At 64.3% G+C, this 20,864-nt stretch carries 21 protein-coding genes; 9 read left to right on the plus strand and 12 right to left on the minus strand.

Annotated elements, in window-relative coordinates; translation table 11 throughout:
* Positions 1-4: 4 nt before the first annotated feature.
* From livM to V8U06_RS08045, 8 genes are all read left to right on the plus strand, one after another.
* Positions 5-1,393: a high-affinity branched-chain amino acid ABC transporter permease LivM gene (livM, locus tag V8U06_RS08010; protein WP_427140206.1), complete on the plus strand. Its 1,389-nt coding sequence runs from the start codon at positions 5-7 to the stop codon at positions 1,391-1,393.
* Positions 1,393-2,280 carry an ABC transporter ATP-binding protein gene (locus tag V8U06_RS08015; RefSeq protein WP_427140207.1) on the plus strand — a complete coding sequence of 296 codons (888 nt, stop codon included), beginning with the start codon at positions 1,393-1,395 and terminating at the stop codon, positions 2,278-2,280. The genes livM and V8U06_RS08015 overlap by 1 nt, the downstream gene beginning before the upstream one ends.
* Entirely contained in the window at positions 2,280-3,005 is a 726-nt protein-coding gene (locus tag V8U06_RS08020) for an ABC transporter ATP-binding protein (RefSeq protein ID WP_427140208.1), read from the plus strand. The genes V8U06_RS08015 and V8U06_RS08020 overlap by 1 nt, the downstream gene beginning before the upstream one ends.
* Positions 3,006-3,106: 101 nt before the next feature.
* Positions 3,107-3,451 carry a DUF6867 family protein gene (locus V8U06_RS08025; RefSeq protein WP_427140209.1) on the plus strand — a complete coding sequence of 115 codons (345 nt, stop codon included), beginning with the start codon at positions 3,107-3,109 and terminating at the stop codon, positions 3,449-3,451.
* A 116-nt stretch (positions 3,452-3,567) separates the two neighbouring features.
* Positions 3,568-4,686 carry a branched-chain amino acid ABC transporter substrate-binding protein gene (locus V8U06_RS08030; protein WP_226918036.1) on the plus strand — a complete coding sequence of 373 codons (1,119 nt, stop codon included), beginning with the start codon at positions 3,568-3,570 and terminating at the stop codon, positions 4,684-4,686.
* A 205-nt stretch (positions 4,687-4,891) separates the two neighbouring features.
* The gene (locus V8U06_RS08035; protein WP_427140366.1) at positions 4,892-5,314 is read left to right on the plus strand and encodes a lysozyme inhibitor LprI family protein; all 423 of its coding nucleotides are present in this window, start codon (positions 4,892-4,894) and stop codon (positions 5,312-5,314) included.
* 10 nt (positions 5,315-5,324) lie between these two features.
* Complete coding sequence (locus tag V8U06_RS08040) at positions 5,325-5,945, plus strand: Urease operon accessory protein (RefSeq protein WP_427140210.1); 621 nt, start codon at positions 5,325-5,327, stop codon at positions 5,943-5,945.
* A gap of 117 nt (positions 5,946-6,062) precedes the next feature.
* Entirely contained in the window at positions 6,063-6,893 is an 831-nt protein-coding gene (locus V8U06_RS08045; RefSeq protein ID WP_427140211.1) for a GGDEF domain-containing protein, read from the plus strand.
* A 9-nt stretch (positions 6,894-6,902) separates the two neighbouring features.
* Here the strand turns inward: V8U06_RS08045 and V8U06_RS08050 are convergent, their stop codons facing one another.
* The 8 genes from V8U06_RS08050 to V8U06_RS08085 form a co-directional block, all read right to left on the minus strand.
* Positions 6,903-7,586, minus strand: a complete 684-nt coding sequence (locus V8U06_RS08050) for a Crp/Fnr family transcriptional regulator (RefSeq protein WP_427140212.1) — start codon at positions 7,584-7,586, stop codon at positions 6,903-6,905.
* Positions 7,587-7,737: 151 nt separating this feature from the next.
* Positions 7,738-11,049 carry an efflux RND transporter permease subunit gene (locus V8U06_RS08055; protein WP_427140213.1) on the minus strand — a complete coding sequence of 1,104 codons (3,312 nt, stop codon included), beginning with the start codon at positions 11,047-11,049 and terminating at the stop codon, positions 7,738-7,740.
* Positions 11,050-11,171: 122 nt separating this feature from the next.
* Positions 11,172-12,332 carry an efflux RND transporter periplasmic adaptor subunit gene (locus V8U06_RS08060; RefSeq protein ID WP_427140214.1) on the minus strand — a complete coding sequence of 387 codons (1,161 nt, stop codon included), beginning with the start codon at positions 12,330-12,332 and terminating at the stop codon, positions 11,172-11,174.
* A gap of 358 nt (positions 12,333-12,690) precedes the next feature.
* On the minus strand, positions 12,691-13,683 hold the full coding sequence (locus V8U06_RS08065; RefSeq protein ID WP_226918043.1) for an ABC transporter substrate-binding protein: 993 nt from the start codon (positions 13,681-13,683) through the stop codon (positions 12,691-12,693).
* Positions 13,684-13,705: 22 nt separating this feature from the next.
* Positions 13,706-14,575 (minus strand): ABC transporter permease, encoded by an 870-nt coding sequence (locus V8U06_RS08070; protein WP_427140215.1) that lies wholly within the window; start codon positions 14,573-14,575, stop codon positions 13,706-13,708.
* Positions 14,572-15,456 (minus strand): ABC transporter permease, encoded by an 885-nt coding sequence (locus V8U06_RS08075; protein ID WP_427140216.1) that lies wholly within the window; start codon positions 15,454-15,456, stop codon positions 14,572-14,574. Before V8U06_RS08075 ends, V8U06_RS08070 begins: the two co-directional genes overlap by 4 nt.
* 3 nt (positions 15,457-15,459) lie before the next feature.
* Positions 15,460-15,795, minus strand: coding sequence for a hypothetical protein (locus V8U06_RS08080; RefSeq protein ID WP_226918046.1), 336 nt, complete (start codon positions 15,793-15,795; stop codon positions 15,460-15,462).
* Complete coding sequence (locus tag V8U06_RS08085; protein ID WP_427140217.1) at positions 15,795-16,589, minus strand: ABC transporter ATP-binding protein; 795 nt, start codon at positions 16,587-16,589, stop codon at positions 15,795-15,797. The genes V8U06_RS08080 and V8U06_RS08085 overlap by 1 nt, the downstream gene beginning before the upstream one ends.
* A gap of 134 nt (positions 16,590-16,723) precedes the next feature.
* Here V8U06_RS08085 and V8U06_RS08090 point away from each other — a divergent pair, with 134 nt between their 5' ends.
* Positions 16,724-17,137: a cupin domain-containing protein gene (locus V8U06_RS08090; protein WP_427140218.1), complete on the plus strand. Its 414-nt coding sequence runs from the start codon at positions 16,724-16,726 to the stop codon at positions 17,135-17,137.
* Positions 17,138-17,292: 155 nt separating this feature from the next.
* Here V8U06_RS08090 and V8U06_RS08095 read toward each other — a convergent pair whose 3' ends face one another.
* The 4 genes from V8U06_RS08095 to V8U06_RS08110 are packed head-to-tail and all read right to left on the minus strand — an operon-like array spanning position 17,293 to position 20,805.
* Complete coding sequence (locus V8U06_RS08095) at positions 17,293-17,667, minus strand: hypothetical protein (protein WP_427140219.1); 375 nt, start codon at positions 17,665-17,667, stop codon at positions 17,293-17,295.
* A complete protein-coding gene (gene hydA, locus V8U06_RS08100; RefSeq protein WP_427140220.1) occupies positions 17,667-19,121 on the minus strand; it encodes a dihydropyrimidinase in 1,455 nt (484 codons plus the stop codon). The genes V8U06_RS08095 and hydA overlap by 1 nt, the downstream gene beginning before the upstream one ends.
* Positions 19,118-19,558 carry a hypothetical protein gene (locus tag V8U06_RS08105; RefSeq protein WP_427140221.1) on the minus strand — a complete coding sequence of 147 codons (441 nt, stop codon included), beginning with the start codon at positions 19,556-19,558 and terminating at the stop codon, positions 19,118-19,120. The genes hydA and V8U06_RS08105 overlap by 4 nt, the downstream gene beginning before the upstream one ends.
* The gene (locus V8U06_RS08110) at positions 19,555-20,805 is read right to left on the minus strand and encodes a Zn-dependent hydrolase (protein WP_427140222.1); all 1,251 of its coding nucleotides are present in this window, start codon (positions 20,803-20,805) and stop codon (positions 19,555-19,557) included. The genes V8U06_RS08105 and V8U06_RS08110 overlap by 4 nt, the downstream gene beginning before the upstream one ends.
* Positions 20,806-20,864 lie beyond the last annotated feature (59 nt).

Raw genomic sequence — 20,864 nt, forward strand, 5'->3', positions numbered from 1 at the left:
TTTCATGTCCAACATTTCCAACTCCCCTGAGAGCGCCGGCGGTAACCTGACGGCGCGGGCTCTGCGCGAGGGCTTTTTCGCGGGCCTCATCTCGCTCGGCCTCTTCGTCCTCTTCGTCGGTCTCGAGACCACGCAGAACATCCGCAACGAACTGGTGCTGAACCAGCGGTGGGGTCTGCTCGCGATCTTCGTGATCGTGGCTGCCGTCGGCCGGTTCCTCTCCGTCGCCTATCTCCGCCCCTATATGGCCGCCCGCAAGGCAGCCCTCTCGAACGCGGCAGCGGAAACGGAAGAGAGCTTCTTCAAGCGCAATTTCAGCAAGATCGCCATTGTCGCGCTGCTGATCTATCCGCCGCTGATGGTCATGCTCTTCGGCGTGCAGGGCTCGCTGAAATGGGTCGACAATTTCGGCATCCAGATCCTCATCTACGTGATGCTGGCCTGGGGTCTGAACATCGTCGTCGGCCTTGCCGGCCTGCTCGACCTCGGTTACGTCGCCTTCTACGCGGTCGGCGCCTATTCCTACGCCCTGCTCTCGCAGCAGTTCGGCTTCTCCTTCTGGATCCTGCTGCCGCTCGCCGGCATCCTTGCCGCCTTCTGGGGCATGATCCTCGGCTTCCCGGTGCTGCGCCTGAAGGGCGACTATCTCGCCATCGTGACGCTCGCCTTCGGTGAGATCATCCGCCTTGTGCTGATCAACTGGACGGAAGTCACCCGCGGCACCTTCGGCGTCTCGGGCATCCCGAAGGCCTCGGTCTTCGGCATCTGGTCCTTCGACGTCAGCGCGCCGAACAACTTCGCCAAGGCTTTCGGCCTGCCGATGTCGTCGGCCTACTACAAGATCTTCCTCTTCTATCTCATCCTGGCGCTGGCTCTGCTCACCGCCTATGTGACGATCCGCCTGCGCCGCATGCCGATCGGCCGCGCCTGGGAAGCGCTGCGTGAAGACGAGATCGCCTGCCGCTCGCTCGGCATCAACACGGTGACGACCAAGCTGACGGCCTTTTCCATCGGCGCCATGTTCGGCGGTTTCGCCGGCTCCTTCTTCGCCGTGCGCCAGGGCTTCGTCTCGCCGGAAAGCTTCGTCTTCCTGGAATCGGCGATCATCCTCGCCATCGTGGTTCTCGGCGGCATGGGCTCGCTCATCGGCATCGCGGTTGCGGCGGCGGTCATGGTCGGCGGCACGGAACTGCTGCGCGAGATGACCTTCCTGAAGGCGGTCTTCGGGCCGGACTTCACCCCGGAACTCTACCGCATGCTGATCTTCGGCCTCGCCATGGTCGTCGTCATGGTCTGGAAGCCGCGCGGCTTCGTCGGAAGCCGTGAACCGACCGCCTTCCTTCGGGAACGCAAGGCAGTCTCCGGCAGCTTCACCAAGGAAGGGCACGGCTGATGGCGCCCGAGACGAAGATAGCGACGAATACGATGACGAATGATCCCATTCTGAAAGTCGAGCACCTCTCGATGCGCTTCGGTGGCCTCATGGCCATCAACGACCTCTCCTTCGAGGCGAAGCGCGGCGAGATCACGGCGCTCATCGGCCCCAACGGCGCCGGCAAGACCACGGTCTTCAACTGCGTGACCGGCTTCTACAAGCCGACCATGGGCATGATCACGATGCGTCAGAAGGCCGGCAAGGAATTCCTGCTGGAGCGGATGACCGACTTCGAGATCACCCGCGATGCCAAGGTGGCGCGCACCTTCCAGAACATCCGGCTCTTCTCGGGCCTGACCGTTCTCGAAAACCTGCTCGTCGCCCAGCACAACATGCTGATGAAGGCGTCCGGCTATACGATCCTCGGCCTGCTCGGCCTGCCGGGCTACAAGAAGGCTGCGGCGGAATCGATCGAGATCGCCAAGTACTGGCTGGAAAAGGCAAGCCTCATCGAGCGCGCCGACGACCCGGCCGGCGATCTGCCCTACGGTGCCCAGCGCCGTCTGGAAATCGCCCGCGCCATGTGCACGGGGCCGGAATTCCTCTGCCTCGACGAGCCGGCGGCGGGCCTCAACCCGCGCGAGTCGCTCGCGCTCAACGAACTCCTGCGCTCCATCCGCAAGGATAGCGGCACGTCGATCCTGCTCATCGAGCACGACATGTCGGTCGTCATGGAAATCTCCGACCACGTGGTCGTGCTCGAATACGGGCAGAAGATCTCCGACGGCACGCCGGACCATGTGAAGAACGATCCGAAGGTTATCGCGGCCTATCTCGGTGTCGAAGATGATGAGGTCGAAGAGGTGATCGAGCAGATTGAAGAGACGCAGGGAGGTACGCACTGATGAGCGATACGCTTCTTAGCGTCCGCGCCGTGGAAACCTACTACGGCAATATCCGCGCACTCGCGGGCGTCGATGTCGAGGTCAAGAAGGGCGAGATCGTCTCGCTGATCGGTGCCAATGGCGCCGGCAAGTCGACCCTGATGATGACGATCTGCGGCAGCCCGCAGGCCCGCGCCGGCACCGTCACCTTCGACGGCGAGGACATCACGCGCCTGCCGACGCATCTCATCGCCCGTCGCCGCATCGCGCAGTCGCCGGAAGGGCGCCGCATCTTCCCGCGCATGACGGTCTTCGAAAACCTTCAGATGGGCGCGAGCCTCGATAACCTGAAGTATTTCAACGAGGACGTGGAAAAGATCTTCACACTCTTTCCGCGCCTCAAGGAACGTCAGTCCCAGCGCGGCGGCACGCTTTCGGGCGGCGAGCAGCAGATGCTGTCCATCGGCCGCGCGCTGATGGCGCGTCCGAAGCTGCTGCTTCTCGACGAACCGTCGCTCGGCCTCGCGCCGCTGATCGTCAAGGGCATCTTCGACGCGATCAAGAAGCTCAACCAGGAAGAGGGGCTGACCGTCTTCCTCGTCGAGCAGAACGCCTTTGCCGCCCTCAAGCTCTCCGACCGGGCCTATGTGATGGTCAACGGCCAGGTGACGATGAGCGGTTCGGGCAAGGAACTTCTGGCCAATCCGGAAGTGCGCGCCGCCTATCTCGAAGGCGGACGCCACTAAGGCGGTCCCGCCCATGGTCTCCCCGGGGATCATGGGCAGATGTAGGAGTTTACAGCGGCCCTTGCGCGTTGTGACGCGCGGCGCTGTAGAGGAGTAAGATCATGCAGGGAATTCTCTACGAAGAGCCGTCCATCTGGCAGTTCCTCTTCATCACCGTCATCATGGGCGGCTGGACCGCGTGGCGCACCGGCAAGAGCGTCGCGGAGAACTGGCAGAACTACGGAACGCTGGTCATCTACGTCCTTTTCCTGGGCGTTGCGATCCGCTTCATCCATCATGCGCTGTTCCACGGCACCATGCTGACACCGCAGTACTATGTCGTGGACACGGTCGTGCTTTTGTTGTTTGCTACGCTCGGTTACCGCTACTATCGTACGCGGCAAATGAGCAACAACTACTACTGGCTCTATGAAAAGGCTTCGCCCTTTTCCTGGAAGTCCAAATAACCAGAGGGAACGTCGCGCGTCGGTTCTCGGCCGCGGCTCAACGAATACCGGCGCAACGATTGCGGGTGTTGCGGCCGGTTAAAAATCAGCCCGCTTTTAAATTTGGGAGTAATAATATGAAGAAGTCTCTCATGTCGGCTGTTGCTTTGGCTGCAATGGTCGCTTTCAGCGGCAGCGCCTGGGCCGACATCCTGATCGGCGTCGGCGGCCCGCTGACCGGTCCGAACGCCGCATTCGGCGCGCAGCTGCAGAAGGGTGCCGAGCAGGCCGCTGCCGACATCAACGCAGCCGGCGGCATCAACGGCGAGCAGATCAAGATCGTGCTCGGCGACGACGTGTCCGACCCGAAGCAGGGCGTTTCGGTCGCCAACAAGTTCGTCGCTGACGGCGTGAAGTTCGTTGTCGGCCACTTCAACTCGGGCGTTTCCATCCCGGCGTCGGAAATCTACGCTGAAAACGGCATCCTGCAGATCACCCCGGCGTCCACGAACCCGACCTACACCGAGCGCGGTCTGTGGAACACCTTCCGTACCTGCGGCCGTGACGACCAGCAGGGCGCCGTAGCAGGCTCCTTCATCGCCGCGAACTACAAGGACGCCAAGGTTGCCGTCGTTCACGACAAGACCCCGTATGGCCAGGGCCTTGCCGACGAAACCAAGAAGGCAATGAACGAAGCCGGCATCACCGAATCGCTCTATGAAGGCGTGAACATCGGCGACAAGGACTTCTCCGCTCTCATCGCCAAGATGAAGGAAGCCGGCGTTTCCGTCGTCTACTGGGGCGGTCTGCACACCGAGTTCGGCCTGATGGAACGCCAGGCTGCCGACCAGGGCCTGAAGGCAACCTTCATGTCGGGCGACGGTATCGTCTCGAACGAACTGGCTTCGATCGCCGGCGACGCCGTCGACGGCACGCTGATGACGTTCGCTCCGGACCCGCGCAAGAACGCCGCTGCCAAGGACCTCGTAGAGAAGTTCCGCGCTGCCGGCTTCGAGCCGGAAGCCTACACGCTCTACTCCTACGCTGCCGTTCAGGTCATCGCTGAAGGCGCCAAGGCTGCTGGCGGCACCGACGCACAGGCTGTTGCCGAAGCCATCAAGGCGAAGGGCCCGTTCAACACCGCCATCGGTGAACTCGGCTTCGACGAAAAGGGCGACATCACCCGTCCGGACTACGTCATGTACACCTGGAAGAAGGGTGACGACGGCAAGTACACCTACGTCGAGAACCAGTAATCGGTCTTACGGAACGGGCGGCGCATGCACGCCGCCCGGCCGCTTTTCCTTTGAGCCCGGCCTTGTGCCGGGCTTTTTTGTGCGCGGCCCGATTTCACGCTTGCGTGGCAATGCCGCTGTGCGAACAATCGGAGCCTTCGGTGCTTTCCTGACAGCCGCATGCTGCAGGTCGGACCAGACAGCGTGAGGACACATGATCTTCGGTATTCGCCTTCTGCTTCCCCTTGCAGCCCTCGCTGCATCCGTCTCCTTCGCCGCGGCGCAGGATGAAACGGCGCTGGATTGCGGCGCCTCCACGGCCCAGCCCGATCTCAACGATTGCGCCTACCGCGCCTATGAAGCGGAAGATGCCGCGCTGAATGCCGCCTACAAGAAGGCGATGGCCAGGGCGAAGGCGCTGGACACGGAAAACACCGATCCGCCGCTCTATGCCGATCCTATCGGCGCCGCCGATGCGCTGAAGAACGCCCAGCGTGCCTGGATCGGTTATCGCGACGGCCATTGCGTGCTGGCGGGGTTTCAGGCGCGGGGCGGGCAGGCCGAGCCCATGCTGGTTTCCGGTTGCCTCGCCGATCTCACACGCAAGCGGACGGACGAGCTGAAGGAATTTCTGGAGACGGACTATTGAGGATCCGGCGATGACGCGCCGGATCGCCATCGTCGGAAACGGCCCGATCCGCGACGGGCTTGCCGACGCGATCGACAGTGCCGACATCGTCGTCCGCTTCAATCTCTGCCGCTCGGCGGGCGCAGGCGGTGTCCGGACGGATATCATCGCCGTCTGCAACACGGGGCGCCCCGCGCTGGAAATGCTGGCCGGCGGATGCTGGAAGGCGAGCGAGACGGTCCGGCAGGCCAGCGAGATCTGGTGCGTGCGCGCACCGGAAACCTTTGCCGCATTGCGCGCGCCGCTGTCTCTCAGCCATCCCGATCTCGACGATTTCTGCGACGACTACACGCCGGGTTTTGAAACCTTCGCCCGCGTGACGGGGAGGCGGCTTTGCATCATACCGGCGGCAACGCACCGGGCGCTCGATGTCTCGCTCGCCGCCTTCGACCCGGTCCCCTATGTGGTGCCGAGTTCCGGGTTGATCACCATCGCGCATGTGCTCGATAGCATCGCCATGGAGGGTGACGCCGTTGCCATAGCCGGTTTCGGTCACGAGGGATGGGAGTGGCATCCCTTTGCCGCCGAGCGGCGCTGGGTGGAGGCCGCCATTGCCGCCGGTCGTCTCGAGCGCCTTGACCGGCAGGCCTGAACGCCTCCTTTACCTTGCCGGGCGGCTCGAAACGGAACAGTTAAATATCTATCCAATCCATTAGAAGTCTCTGAAAGAAAATGCGCTAGGGTCTCTCCGCTCATTATGGAGAGATCGATGCGTGGCAGGCTGGCCCTCTGGTTGAGGGCGCAGATCGAACTTGGCGTTTTTGAAACGAAGGCGGACATTTCGGCCTTCGTGCTGAACACGGTTCTGGTGGCGACGACCCTTGCGACGTCCACCTATCTCGTGGTCGCCGCCATTCTTGCGCATTTCGGGCTCTTGCCCTATCCGCTGCGTTCCGCCATTGGCTTCGGCGGTTCGACGACCATCGTGATCGCCGCCAGCATCACCGCGCTGCTTGCCTGGCTGATCGGTACGGCGATCCACGAACTCTCGCTGTCGCGCGCCGAATTCGAGCGGCGCAGCCGGCTGGATGCCCTGTCCGGTCTTTATAATCGCCAGGCCTTTACCGATGCGCTGTCGCAAACGACGGAGAACGGTTTCTTCGTGATATTCGATGTCGATCGCTTCAAGGACGTCAATGACACCCATGGTCATGCGGTGGGCGACGATGTCATCGTTGCGGTGGCGGAGGAGTTGAAGCGGGTTTTCCTGCCCGGTCATCTCGTCGGCCGCTTCGGCGGCGAGGAGTTTGCCGCTTTCATCCGCAGCGAGGACCGCAGCGACTGCTGGCTTCTCGTGGAGGAGGCGCGCCGGTCGGTGAGCGGGCGGCGGGTCGCGGCGGGCGAGGGCACGATTGTCGTTACGCTGTCGGCCGGCATTGCCGACCGGAAAGGGGAGCGGCCGTTCGAGGCCGTCTTCGTGGCGGCGGATCGGGCGCTTTATCTCGCCAAGTCGCTGGGGCGCGACCGTTCGGTTCATGAGGACGAAGGCGAAGCGCTGCTTGCGCCGCGCCGGCGCGCGGCCGGCGGACGGCACCGTTGAGGCCGATCGTCAGATCCGGCGCAGGGCTTCGGGATCGCTTATATGGACGAGGCGGCCGCGCACGCTGACGCCGTGGCCGCGCAGCAGCGAGAAGGCGCGGGAGAGGGCTTCCGGCGCAAGGCCGAGTTTTCCGGCCAGAAGGCTCTTCTGATAGGGCAGGCGGAAGCTCACCGCCTTGCCATCCACCGCGCAATGGCCGAGCAGGTAGCGCGCCACGCGCTGCGGCGCGGTGTGCAGGCGGTCGTCGGCGAGGCTTGCAAAGGCCTTGCCAAGCTGGGTGGAAAGGGCGGTGGCGAGCGCCACCGCGAGATCCGCCCGGCGGTTGGCGATATCGCGCACGCGCTTCAGGTCGAAACGGGCGATCAGGGCCGGTTCGGCGGCCTGGGCCGTCGCACTGTACCGGCCGCCATCCAGCACCACGCTCGCACCGACGAGATCGCCGGGACCGTAGAGCTCCACATCGGCCTCCCGGCCATCGGGATCGAGCTTGTAGGCACGGATGTAACCGGACAGGACGCAGTGCAGCATGTCGGCGGGTTCGCCTTCGCGGAACAGCATCTGCCGCGCCGGCAGGTTGCCGATGACGGCGACTTCCATCATCGCCGCGACGCTTTCCACGCCAAGGACGGACAATAGGCCGGAATTCAGCAGGGTCTCGCGTTCCCGGGCACCGGGTTTCATCAGCCTGTTCATCGATCTCACTCCATGCTCCCGCAGGCGTCGTTCGGTCTTCGATGAAAGGACGATAGTCGAGGTCGGGGAAGTCTTACTTGATTTCGATCAATGAACAGGAAAACGGCCGGCCCTGCTTTCGCGGGACCGGCCGTTCGATTGGCGTTCGGGCTTATTCGGCGGCGAGCGGCGAGTGATGCACCACGCTGAACGGCTTGCGCTCGCCGTTCTTCCTCTCGAGCGTCTCGATGCGCTTTTCGAGATCGCCGACGTCGCGGGCGGTGTCACTGGCAAGGCGGGTGAGGGCTTCCGGCTCCATGGCCAGCAGCTCGTCATCCTTCTTGCCGACGAAGCGGCCGAAGATCCAGGCGAGAAGGCGCGACAGGTCGTCCATGATCAGGAAGAACGACGGCACGACGACCAGCGAGAGCACGGTCGAGACGATGATGCCGCCGATCACCGCGATGGCCATCGGCGAACGGAACGAGCCGCCTTCACCGACGCCGAGCGCCGAGGGCAGCATGCCGGCCGACATGGCGATGGAGGTCATGACGATGGGGCGGGCGCGCTTGCGGCCGGCCTCGATCATGGCTTCCACCCGGTTCATGCCGTGGTGCATCATCTCGATGGCGAAGTCGACGAGCAGGATCGCGTTCTTCGTCACGATGCCCATCAGCATGAGAATGCCGATGAGGACGGGCATGGAGAGCGCGTTCTGCGTCAGGATCAGGCCCGCCGCCACGCCGCCGATGGCGAGCGGAAGCGAGAGCAGGATGGTGAAGGGCTGGATCACGTCCTTGAAGAGCAGGATCAGCACCATCAGCACCAGCAGCAGACCGAGCAGCATGGCATTGCCGAAGGACTGCTGCATCTCGCCCTGGATCTCCGCATCGCCGCTTTCGGCGAACTGGACGGTCGGCGGCATGTCGATGCTGGCGGCGATCTCCTTGAAGCGCGCCGTCGCCGTATCGAGCGCCACGCCCTGCTGGAGGTCGGAGCCGATGGAGACGACGCGGTTGCGGTTGTGCCGCTTCACCGAACTCGGGCCTTCCGAATAGTCGATATCGGCGACGGAGGAGAGCGGCACGAACTGGCCGCCGGCCGTCTGGATCTTCAGGTTGCGGATCGCGGCGAGATCGGCGCGGAAGCCGCGGTCGACCTGTACGCGGATCGGGATCAGCCGGTCGTCGAGCGAGACCTTGCTGAGCTGCGAGTCGATGTCGCCGATGGTGGCGACGCGCACGACTTCCGAGATCTGCGCCGTGGTGATGCCGAGGCGGGCCATCTGGTCGTCGCGCGGGCGGATCTGCAGTTCCGGCCGCGGCAGCGAGCCTTCCGAGGTGACATTGGCGAGCAGCGGATCGGCGCGCAGCTTTGCTTCCAGCACGGCCACGGTGTTGTTGAGGTCCGCCTCGTTGTTGGAAAGCAGGTTGAAGGCGAGGTCGCGTTCGCCGCGGTCGTTGAGCTTGATGATGCGCACGTCCGGGATCTTGTGCAGCGTCGCGAAGATTTCCTTCTCGATGTCCCACTGCGGACGCAGGCGGCCCTTCGCCTCCATCTTCGGCAGATACTGGCCGATGACGGGGATGCGGCCGAGCACGTCGTTCACCAGCTTGTGGGCGAGCGAATGTTCGAGCTTGTCGAGGATGACGGTCACGGAGGCGCGGCGCAGTTCCAGGTCGCCCTTCGGCGAGGAACCGCCGAGCACGAAGACGCTTTCCACGCCGTCGATGTCCTTGACGCGCTCGAAGATCTGCGTGGTCGTACGGTCGGTATCGGCGAGCATGGCGTCCGGCGGCAGCTCGACCGAGAGCACGACGCGCGAGGCGTCTTCCGGCGGCAGGAAGCTGCCCGGCACCGTGAAGAGCAGCATGACGGAGGCGATGAGGAAGGCGAAGGCGCCAAGCAGCGTCGCATAACGGGCGTACCACTTGCCCGTCGTCTTGCTGACGAGCCAGGTGTAGCCGCGCATGAAGGCGCCTTCCTTCTCCTCGCCATGGCCGTCCGCATCGCCCGAGCGCATGAGATAGGCTGCCATGACGGGTGTGACGAGGCGCGCCACCACGAGCGAGAAGAACACCGCGACGGCGACGGTCAGGCCGAACTGGATGAAGTACTGGCCCGGAATGCCCGGCATGAAGGAGACCGGCACGAAGACCGCGATGATGGTGAAGGTCGTCGCGATGACGGCGAGACCGATTTCGTCTGCGGCCTCGATGGCGGCGCGATAGGGCGTCTTGCCCATGCGGATGTGCCGCGCGATGTTCTCGATCTCCACGATGGCGTCGTCGACGAGGATGCCCGTCGCGAGCGTCAGCGCCAGGAAGGAGACGAGGTTCAGCGAGAAGCCCATCAGGTCCATGACGAAGAAGGTGGGGATCGCCGACAGCGGCAGCGCCACGGCGGAGATCAGCGTCGCCCGCCAGTTGCGCAGGAAGAGCAGCACGACGATGACGGCGAGCAGCGCGCCCTCCATCAGCGTGTGCAGAGCGGCTTCGTAGTTGCCGTAGGTGAAATAGACGGCGTCGTCGACGAGCTGGATCGAGACGTCGGGATATTGCGTGCGCACCTGGTCGAGCGATTTGGCGACGGATTCGGCGACCGTCACTTCGCTGGCGCCCTTGGAGCGGAAGACCGCGAAGGTGACGACCGGGTTGCCGTTGAAGCGCGAGAAGGAGCGCGGCTCCTCATAGGTGTCGCTGATCTTTCCGAGCTCGGAAAGCCGCACGAAGCGGCCGTTCGGCAGGGCGATCATCGTGTTGGTGAGCTTTTCGACGGAGCGGGCGTCGCCCAGCGTGCGGATCGCCTGCTCGGCGCCGGCGATCTGGCCGCGGCCCGAGCCGACATCGGCATTCATGCTGCGGATCTGGCGGTTCACGTCAGCCGCGGAAATGCCGAAGGATTCCAGCTTGTCCGGGTTGAGGTCGATGCGCACCTCGCGATCGGCGCCGCCGAAGCGGTCGATCTTGCCGATGCCGGGACGGCCCTGTAGCGAGCGCTTGACCTTGTCGTCGACGAACCATGACAGCTCTTCCAGCGTCATGTTGGGCGAGGAGACCGCGAAGGTCTGGATCGCCTGTCCCTCGACGTCGATCTTGGTGACGACCGGTTCCTCGACGGAGGCGGGCAGGTCGCTGCGGATGCGGTCGATGGCGTCCTTGACGTCCTGCAGCGCCTGGTTCGTCGGCTTTTCGATCTCGAAGAGCACCGATGTCAGCGAGCTGCCGTCGGTGACGGTCGACATGATGTCGTCGACGCCTTCGATGCCGGCGACCGCGTCCTCGATCTCCTTGGTGACCTGCACTTCGAGCTCGGCCGGCGCGGCACCGCTCTGGGTCACGGAGACCGCGATGATCGGCACGTCGATATTGGGGAACCGCGTGATGGGCAGTGCAAAAAAGGATTGGATGCCGACATACATCAGCAGGAAAAACGCGAGCAGCGGCGCAATCGGATTGCGAATGGACCAAGCTGAAAAGTTCATGTCCCCAAAGTCCTTGTTGAGAGACCAGACGGTGTCCGGGTCCCGGCTCCTCCCGGATCACCCGCATGCTGCCAGGCGCCCCAGCCCGGCCTGAGCGGCTCCGCCTGGGCGGAGCCTCCACGTCATTTCACGGCCGAAGCCTGCTCGGCATGGACCGGGTTCACCCGGTCGCCGTCGCGGACATAGGCGCCGGCCTTGGCGACCACCTCGTCGCCGGCCGCAAGGCCGCTGACGATCTCGATCACCTGGCCGTCCTGAATGCCCGTCTCGACCGGTACCAGCTTGACGATGCCGTTTTCCACCTTGCGGGCCACCGTCTTGCCTTCTGCGGTCGTGATGGCGGACAGCGGCAGGACGATGCCCTTGCGCTCCGCAACGACGATCTCGGCGCTGGCGAACATGCCGGCGCGGGCCTTGCCCGGTTCGTCGAAGCGAATGTAGACGCGGCCGAGGCGGCTTTGCGGATCGAGGGTCGGCTCGACGAGGCGAACCGTGCCTGTCAGCGTGGCCGCGCCGCCGGCAAGGGTGACGCTCACCTTCTGTTCCGGCACAAGCTTGAGCACCGCATCCTCGGCAACGTCGGCCTTCAGCTCTATTTCGCCGTCGCGGATGACGGTGAAGAGCGGCGTGCCGGCGCCGCTGGCGATGGCGCCGATCTTCGCGGTGCGGGCGGAGACGATGCCGGCGACCGGCGACTTCACTTCGGTTCGGGCAAGCTTCAGGTCGACATCGTCGATCTGCGACTCGGCCACCTTGATATCGGCTTCGGACACGGCAATCGCCTGTTCGGCGGAATTGACGCGGGCGAGCGCCGCATCGGCGGCGGCAATGGCCTGGTCGGCCGCGGCCTGCGACTGCGAACCCGACTTGACCAGCTTCTGCGCGCGATCGCGCGTGCGCACGGCCTCGTCGGCATTGGCCTTGGCTTCGACAAGCTGCGCCTTGATCTGCGCCAGCGCAGCCTCGGCCTTGGCGAGCGAGGCTTCGCTCTGGCTCTTCTGCAGGAGCAGGGCATCGTCGTTCAGCGTGGCGAGCGTGCCGTTCGCTTCGACCCTGTCGCCGACATCGGCGGCGAGCGAGCGGATGGAGAGGCCTTCGACGAGCGGCGTGACATAGACCTCGTCGACGGCCTGCACGGTGCCGGTCGCGATCACCCGGTCCACGATGGCGCGGGATTCAGCAGGGGTGACGACGATGGCCGGAAGGTTTTGCGTCTGTTGCTGGCCGGCCATATCGCCCGTGGCCGCATCGGCGGCGAGGGCGGAAAACGGGACGACCGTCATGAAAGCGGCGGCGGAAAAAGAGAGAACTTTCCTGTGTCCAGAAGCCATAGGCCGAACTTTCCCAAAAAGCATGACTTTATGATCTTGGTCCGGGCGATGTTGTTTTTCTTCTGCCGGACTTTATTCCTGCCAGTTTGGGAAAATACGGGAAGGCTCCCCAGCCTGTCCCCTGGTCCCACTGTGCGGTCTATGTAATCGGCGCCCGCGAACCTTACAAGGGGTAACGGAATGGTGCCTCATTATTTTAGGCGTTTGGCATTTCAATGGCAATCGCGGCGCGCTGTCGCAGGATTTGCCCTTTCCCGAAACGAAACGTGCGGGGCAGGGCCCCGCACGCTTGCTGTTCTCGAAGCGCGGACTACTTGAGGGCTTCGTCCGTGACCTCGTGCGTCCAGGCGCCTTCCGGCTCCTTGGAGATGACCGGATCCGAACCGCCGGCGAGCAGCGAGGCGACGGTGCGCTTGTAGTCCGCCTCGTCGAGCGCGCCGTTGGAACCGGCCGTCAGCTTGGCGACCTCGCCCATCATCCGCTTCTGGTGCGCTTCGGTCTGCGCGCCGGTGCTGTCGTTCTCCAGAACGATCTCGGCGGCTTCGTCCGGATGCTCCTCGGCATATTTCCAACCCTTCATGGAGGCGCGGACGAACTTGACCATCTTCTCCTTGAAGGCGGGGTCTTTCAGCTTGTCCTCCAGCACGTAGAGGCCGTCTTCCAGCGTCGCCACGCCCTGGTCCTCGTATTTGAAGGTGACGAGGTCTTCCGGCTTGATACCTGCGTCGAGCACCTGACCGTATTCGTTGTAGGTCATGGTGGAGATGCAGGCGGCCTGCTTCTGGATCAGCGGGTCGACGTTGAAGCCCTGCTTCAGCACCGTCACGCCATCCGGCCCGCCCTCGGTCGGGATCTTCAGGTGGCTCATCCAGGAGAGGAACGGATATTCGTTACCGAAGAACCAGACGCCGAGCGTCTTGCCCTTGAAGTCTTCCGGTCCCTTGACGCCGGATTCCTTGAGACAGGTCAGCATCATGCCCGAAGACTTGAAGGGCTGGGCGATGTTGACGAGCGGCACGCCCTTTTCGCGCGTGGCAAGGGCGGAGGGCATCCAGTCGACGATGACGTCGGCGCCGCCGCCGGCGATCACCTGGGCGGGCGCGATGTCCGGGCCGCCCGGCTTGATTTCGACGTCGAGCCCTTCCTCTTCGTAGAAGCCCTTGTCCTTCGCGACGTAGTAACCGCCGAACTGCGCCTGGGTGACCCATTTGAGCTGGAGCGTCACCTTGTCGGCGGCGCCGGCCTCGAATGCGGCGAGCGAAAAGGCGCTTGCCAGCAGCAGCGATGCAATCTTGGCTTTCATGTCAGTTCCCTCTTTCTTCTTGTTACGCCTGTCCACCGCGGACAGACGGATGCCAGAACGTGACGACCCGCTCGATGAGCGCGACGATCCCGTAGAAGGCGGAGCCAGCCACCGCGGCGACCGCGATTTCGGCCCAGACCATGTCGACATTCATGCGACCCACTTCCGTGGAAATCCGGAAGCCCATGCCGACGATGGGGGTTCCGAAGAACTCGGCGACGATGGCGCCGATCAGCGCCAGCGTGGAATTGATCTTGAGGGCGTTGAAGATGAACGGCCAGGCGGCCGGCAGACGCAGCTTGACCAGCGTCTGGAACCAGTCGGCGGCATAGGTGCGCATCAGGTCGCGCTCCATGTGGCTCGTCGCGGCAAGGCCGGACACGGTGTTCACCAGCATGGGGAAGAAGGTCATGATGACGACGACGGCGACCTTGGACTGCCAGTCGAAGCCGAACCACATGACCATGATGGGCGCGATGCCGATGACCGGCAGGGCCGAGACGAAATTGCCGAGCGGCAACAGCCCCTTCTGCAGGAAGGGCGAGCGGTCGATGAGAACGGCGACGGCGAAGCCGAGGCCGCAGCCGAGCGCATAGCCCGTCAGCACGGATTTCAGGAAGGTCTGGCGGAAGTCCGCCCAGAGCGTCGGGATGGAATTGATGAGCCGCGCCCAGATCATGCTCGGCGGCGGCAGCAGCACGGAGGGGATGGCAAAACCCCGCACGATGCCTTCCCACAGCACGAGGATGGTGACGCCGAAGAGGAGCGGCACGGCAAGGCGTGCGGCGCGGTCGGCGGCGGGATTTGCGAATTTCCGGCGCACCAGCCACTCGTTGAAGGCCCAGGCGGCAAGCCAGAAGACGACGGCCGAAATCAGGATCGATAGGGTCATGCCCGTGCCCCCATGCGCTTGAGGACGAGGCTATGAGCGAAGCCGACGATGATGACCAGCAAGGCCGCCACCGCCGCCGCCATGAAGAGCGCCGCCCAGATCTGCACCGTCTGGCCGTAATAGGAGCCGGCAAGCAGACGCGCGCCGAGGCCGGCGACCGCGCCGGTCGGCAGTTCGCCGACGATGGCGCCGACCAGCGAAATGGCGATCGCCACCTTCAGCGAGGTGAAGAGATAGGGCATGGAGGCGGGCCAGCGCAGCTTCCAGAAAGTCTGCGCGGCCGAGGCGTGGTAGGTGTGCATCAGGTCGAGCTGGATCTGCTCGGGGCTGCGCAGGCCCTTCACCATGCCGACGACGATGGGGAAGAACGACAGATAGGTCGAGATCAGCGCCTTCGGCATGAGTCCGGAAATGCCCACGGCATTCAGCACGACGATGATCATCGGCGCGATGGCGAGGATGGGGATCGTCTGGCTGGCGATGACCCAGGGCATCAGCGAGCGGTCCATGGCGCGGTTGTGCACGATGGCGATGGCGAGCAGGATGCCGAGCACGGCGCCCATGGCGAAGCCGAGCAGCGTCGCCGATAGCGTGATCCAGGCGTGGTAGACGAGGGAGCGCTTGGAGGTAATCGCCTTGTTGACGGTGGTGTCCCAAAGTTCCGCGAAGACCTGGTGCGGGGCGGGCAGGACCGGCCGCTCCTGCGCCATGGTCTTCGGCAGCAGTTCCATGAAGCCGATGGTCGTTCCGGCGCGCGCGGCCGTGTCGCGCTCGAAGGGCGCGTTCAGCACGACGACGAAGACGTACCAGAGGGCGAGGAGGGCGAGGACGACGGTGCCGATCGGCAGCAGGCGGTCCTTGAGGAAGCTTGTCTCGCCCATGGCTCAGCTCCGCGCCGGGGTGGGCAGCAGCATCAGGCCCATGGCAAGGATGCCGAGGCCGACGCCGGCAAGCTGCGTGCCGCTCAGCCGCTCGCCGAAAAACAGGAAGGCGATGACATTGATGATGAGGAGCTGGGTGATGGCGGACAGCGAGATGGCAAGCCCGAGCCCGCCCTCGCGCATCAGCTTCAGCATCATCAGGTTGCCGACGATGTAGAGCGCCAGCGAGAACAGCAGGTAAAGGATGTTCGTCGTGCCGATATAGACCCGCGAGGCCGTCGCCGCGCCGATGAAGACCGCCGTTGCACCGAAGAGCCAGAGCACGAAGGGGAGCTTCATCAGGCGTGCTCCTCGTAGCTGTGGCCGGCGCGCAGGCCTTCGCGGACGCGATGGGCGATCTCCAGGAATTCCGGCGTCTCGCGGATGTCGAGCGGGCGTTCCTTCGGCAGGGGAGATTCGATGATGTCGGTGACGCGGCCGGGACGGGGGCTCATGACGACGATCTTCGTGGAGAGATAGACAGCCTCCGGGATCGAATGGGTGACGAAGCAGATCGTCTTGTTGGTCCGCGCCCAGAGCTTGAGGAGCTGCTCGTTGAGGTGATCGCGCACGATCTCGTCGAGCGCGCCGAAGGGTTCGTCCATCAGCAGCAGGTCGGCGTCGAAGGCGAGCGCGCGGGCGATGGAGGCGCGCTGCTGCATGCCGCCGGAAAGCTGCCAGGGATATTTCTTGCCGAAACCGGCGAGATTGACGAGGTCGAGCGTGCGCTCGATGCGCGCCTTCTGGTCCGCCGCCGAGTAGCCCATGATTTCGAGCGGCAGGGCGATGTTCTTTTCGATGGTGCGCCAGGGATAGAGCGCGGCGGCCTGGAAGACATAGCCGTAGGCGCGGCGCTTGCGGGCCTCCTCGGGCGACAGGCCGTTGACGGTGATCGTGCCGGATGTCGGCTTTTCGAGATCGGCGATGACACGCAGGAACGTCGTCTTGCCGCAGCCGGAAGGGCCGATGAAGGAGACGAAATCGCCCTTCTCGACGGAGAGGTTCACGCCGGTCAGCGCCGTGACGGGGCCATCGGCGGTCTGGAAGGTGAGGCCGAGATCTTTCGCGGAGACGACGGTATCGGATGAGGACATGCGGGTCATCTTTCGGCGCCCTTCGCGGCGCGGTTTGCGGCAGACTGCATGTCCCTTTCCGGCATTGCAATCGGCATTGTCTGGCGTATCACTTTGCGCACGGAATTCTCACGCTGGAACCGGGGGACGAGACGATGGCGGTGGAGACGAAGGCCGAATGCCGGGTGGTGCGTCCCGGCGGCACCTACGATGGAAAGCAGGGCTTCAGCTATTTCGAGGGCATCGCCCGCGAGACAGTGGGTGCGTCCGGTATCTGCATGCATCTGCTGACGATCCCGCCGGGCGGCCGGGCCAAGGTGCATATGCACGAACGGCACGAGACGGCGATCTACATGCTCTCCGGCGAAGCGCATACCTGGTACGGCGAGCGGCTGGAGAACCATGTGATCGTAAAGGCGGGAGAGATGTTCTACATCCCCGCCGGCGTGCCGCATCTGCCCGCCAATCTCTCCAGCGAGCCGGTCTCGGCCGTCATCGCCCGGACAGATCCCCACGAGCAGGAGAGCGTGGTGCTTCTGCCACATCTCGAGGCGCTGGTTGCGGTTTAGGACGCGCAGCTCTCTGCCCCTCATCCCGCTGCCGCGCCGTTCTTTCTGCCAGCGGGGAGAAAGCACGGCGGGGGTGTTTTTCGTGCCCCATGCGGGTGGCCCGCTTCGGAGAGCGTCGGATCCGGCCGGACAGAGGGAAAGCCTTGCGTCTGCGATCACGTCTTGCACCTCGCAAGCGGCCCCCAGCGCGTGCCATCGGGGAAGCTGACGGTGTAGCCGCCGTTTTCCGGCGTCAGTGTCAGGTCGTAGGGCGTGGTCTCTTCGGAACCTTCCTCATGGCATTCGGCCCGAACTGTTGTCACATCGCCGGCCTTCCTGCCCTCTCCCTTGAATTCGCAATAGGAGACGGCGGTCGTGACGCCCTCGCCGTTCAGCAGGAAGAAGATATCGGCGCCGGAGGATTCGCCTGTTTCGGCATAGTGACAACCCTCCTTGTCGCCGTAGCTGCCCTCCAGGATGCCCGCCGCCCCCGCCGGGCCGGCGAGGACGGTGCCGAGGATGAGGGCGAGGGTGAAGCGACGGATCGGCATCAGACGCCGCTCGCCGGAATGCCGGTGCGCTCCACCTTGCGCGGCGCGGTGATTTCCTTCCAGGTCGACAGCGCCTTGTTGACGGCGGCGAAAGGCTCGCGCTTGACGAACTGGCCGTGACCCTCGCGGGTCTTCACGGTGCTCTCCTCGATGGCGACGACGCCGCGTGTCAGCGTGAAGCGCGGCAGGCCTGTCACCTGCTTGCCCTCGAACACGTTGTATTCGATGGAGGATTGCTGGCTCTCCGCGGAGATCGTCTTGGAGCGCTTCGGATCCCACACGACGATATCGGCGTCCGCGCCGACGAGGATCGCGCCCTTCCTCGGATAGACGTTGAGGATTTTCGCGATGTTGGTGGAGGTGACGGCCACGAACTCGTTCATGGTCAGGCGACCGGTGTTGACGCCGTAGGTCCAGAGCATCGGCATGCGGTCTTCGAGGCCCCCGGTGCCGTTGGGGATCTTGCGAAAATCGCCGACGCCGAAGCGCTTCTGGTCGCCTGTAAAGGCGCAATGGTCGGTCGCCACCACCTGCAGCGAGCCTGCGGCAAGGCCCGCCCAGAGCGAATCCTGGTGCTGCTTGTTGCGGAAGGGCGGGCTCATGACGCGGCGGGCGGCATGGTCCCAGTCCTTGTTGAAATATTCGCTTTCGTCCAGCGTCAGGTGCTGGATCAGCGGCTCGCCATAGACGCGCATGCCGTTCTGGCGGGCGCGGCGGATGGCTTCGTGCGCCTGTTCGCAGGACGTGTGCACCACATAGAGCGGCGCACCGGCCATGTCTGCGATGATGATGGCGCGGTTCGTCGCCTCGCCCTCGACGGATGGCGGGCGGGAATAGGCGTGGCCTTCGGGCCCGTTGTTGCCTTCGTCCATCAGCTTCTGCTGCATGGCGGCGACCACGTCGCCGTTCTCGGCATGGACGAGCGGCAACGCGCCAAGCGCGGCGCAGCGCTGGAAGGAGGCGAACATCTCGTCGTCGTTCACCATCAGCGCACCCTTGTAGGCCATGAAGTGCTTGAAGGTGTTGATGCCGTGTTCTTCCACCACGGTCTTCATCTCGTCGAAGACCTGCTCGCCCCACCAGGTCACGGACATGTGGAACGAATAGTCGCAATTGGCGCGGGTCGACTTGTTGTCCCAGCGCTTCAGCGCGTCGAGCAGCGACTGGCCGGGGTCGGGCAGACAGAAATCGACCACCATGGTCGTGCCCCCGGCAAGGCCGGCGCGCGTGCCGCTTTCGAAGTCGTCGGCCGAATAGGTGCCCATGAAGGGCATTTCGAGATGGACATGCGGATCGATGCCGCCGGGCATGACATAACAGCCCGCCGCATCCAGCACTTCGTCGCCGGAGAGATTGGGGCCGATCTCGACGATCCTGCCGCCGTCGATCTTGACGTCCGCCTTGTAGGTGAGGTCCGCGGTGACAATGGTTCCGCCCTTGATGACAGTGCTCATTCTTCCGTCCCTTCGTCGTCTTCAAAGCTGCTCGGAAACACGCAGATTTCGAGCGAGAAATTCAGGTCCGCCAGTTGCCGGATGATCGCCGCATCGAAGTCGGGGCATATTGCTGCGATCCGGTCTGCATCGAAGTAGATCGCGAGGCTGATCTCGCGGGCGCGGCCGATCTGCGCCGCTGCGGCGAACACCTTGCCATGGCGCGCAAGGACGCCATGCAGATACTCGCCGGCGCTTACGTCGCCACCATCCTCTTCGCGGGGATAGAGGAAGATGTCGTCTGCTCCGGGTTTTACCGTCCAGCCTTCGGCGCCGGCCGTGAACGCGTCGATTTCAGCCTGCGAAACGCCATTCACGCGCATCGTGATGGAGTATTCGATCGTCGTCCTTTCGCTGCCGCCAGCCTCAGTTTCATCCGGGGAGGCGTCAGCGCTCATTCCGCGATTCCCGCCGTCTCGATCACCGCATGGAGCAGCACGTCCGCACCGGCGGCGGCCCATTCCTTTGAAATGTCCTCCGCTTCGTTGTGCGAAAGGCCGCCGACGCAGGGGCACATGATCATCGTGGCAGGGGCGACCTTGGCGGCCCAGCAGGCGTCGTGACCGGCGCCGGAGATGATGTTCATATGGCTGTAGCCGAGGTCTTCGGCGGCCTTGCGGACGGTGGCGACCAGTGTGGGGTCGAAGGTGACGGGGTCGAAATGGCCGACCGCCTCGACGGAATAGCCGACGCCGAGCGCCTCGCAGATGGCAGGCGCCTCCGCCTCGATGCGGGCGCGCATGCCGTCCAGCTTTTTCTGGTCGGGAGAGCGGATGTCGACGGTGAAGACGACCTTGCCCGGCAGCACGTTGCGCGAATTGGGCGAGAAGAACACCTGCCCGACGCCGCCGACGGCGCCCGGCTGGTTTTCCATTGCGACGGTCTGGACCATTTCGAGGATGCGCGCCATGGCAAGGCCCGCATTGACGCGCATGGCCATCGGCGTCGAGCCGGTATGCGCCTCGCGGCCGGTCAGCGTGAATTCCAGCCACCAGAGGCCCTGACAATGGGTGACGACGCCGATGTCCTTCTTCTCGGCTTCGAGGATCGGCCCCTGCTCGATGTGATATTCGAAATAGGCGTGCATCTTGCGCGCCCCGACCGCTTCGTCGCCGATCCAGCCGATGCGCTTCAGCTCGTCGCCGAAGGTCTTGCCCTCGGGGTCCTTGCGGCCATAGGCGTAATCCTGCGTGTGCACGCCGGCAAAGACGCCGGAGGCGAGCATGGCGGGGGCGAAGCGCGCGCCTTCCTCGTTCGTCCAGTTGGTGACGACGATGGGGTGCTTCGTCCTGATGCCGAGGTCGTTCAGCGAGCGCACGACTTCGAGGCCGGCGAGCACGCCGAGCACGCCGTCATATTTGCCGCCGGTCGGCTGGGTATCGAGATGCGAGCCGACATAGACGGGAAGAGCATCGGGATCGCTACCGGCGCGGGTCATGAACATGTTGCCCATCGTGTCGACGCCCATCGTCAGACCCGCCGCGTCGCACCAGGTCTGGAACAGGCGACGTCCCTCGGCGTCGGAATCGGTCAGCGTCTGGCGATTGTTGCCGCCGGCGATGCCGGGGCCGATCTTCGCCATGTCCATGAGGGAATCCCACAGGCGGTCCGCGTTGACACGCATGTTCTCGCCGGGTGCGGCCATGTCATATGCTCCCACGTCTTCGGGCTCTTGAAGCCTCAATTTTGTTCCCACCGGCTGGC

Origin of the sequence: Shinella sp. G-2, from assembly GCF_050172695.1 — a bacterium.
Lineage (GTDB): Bacteria > Pseudomonadota > Alphaproteobacteria > Rhizobiales > Rhizobiaceae > Shinella.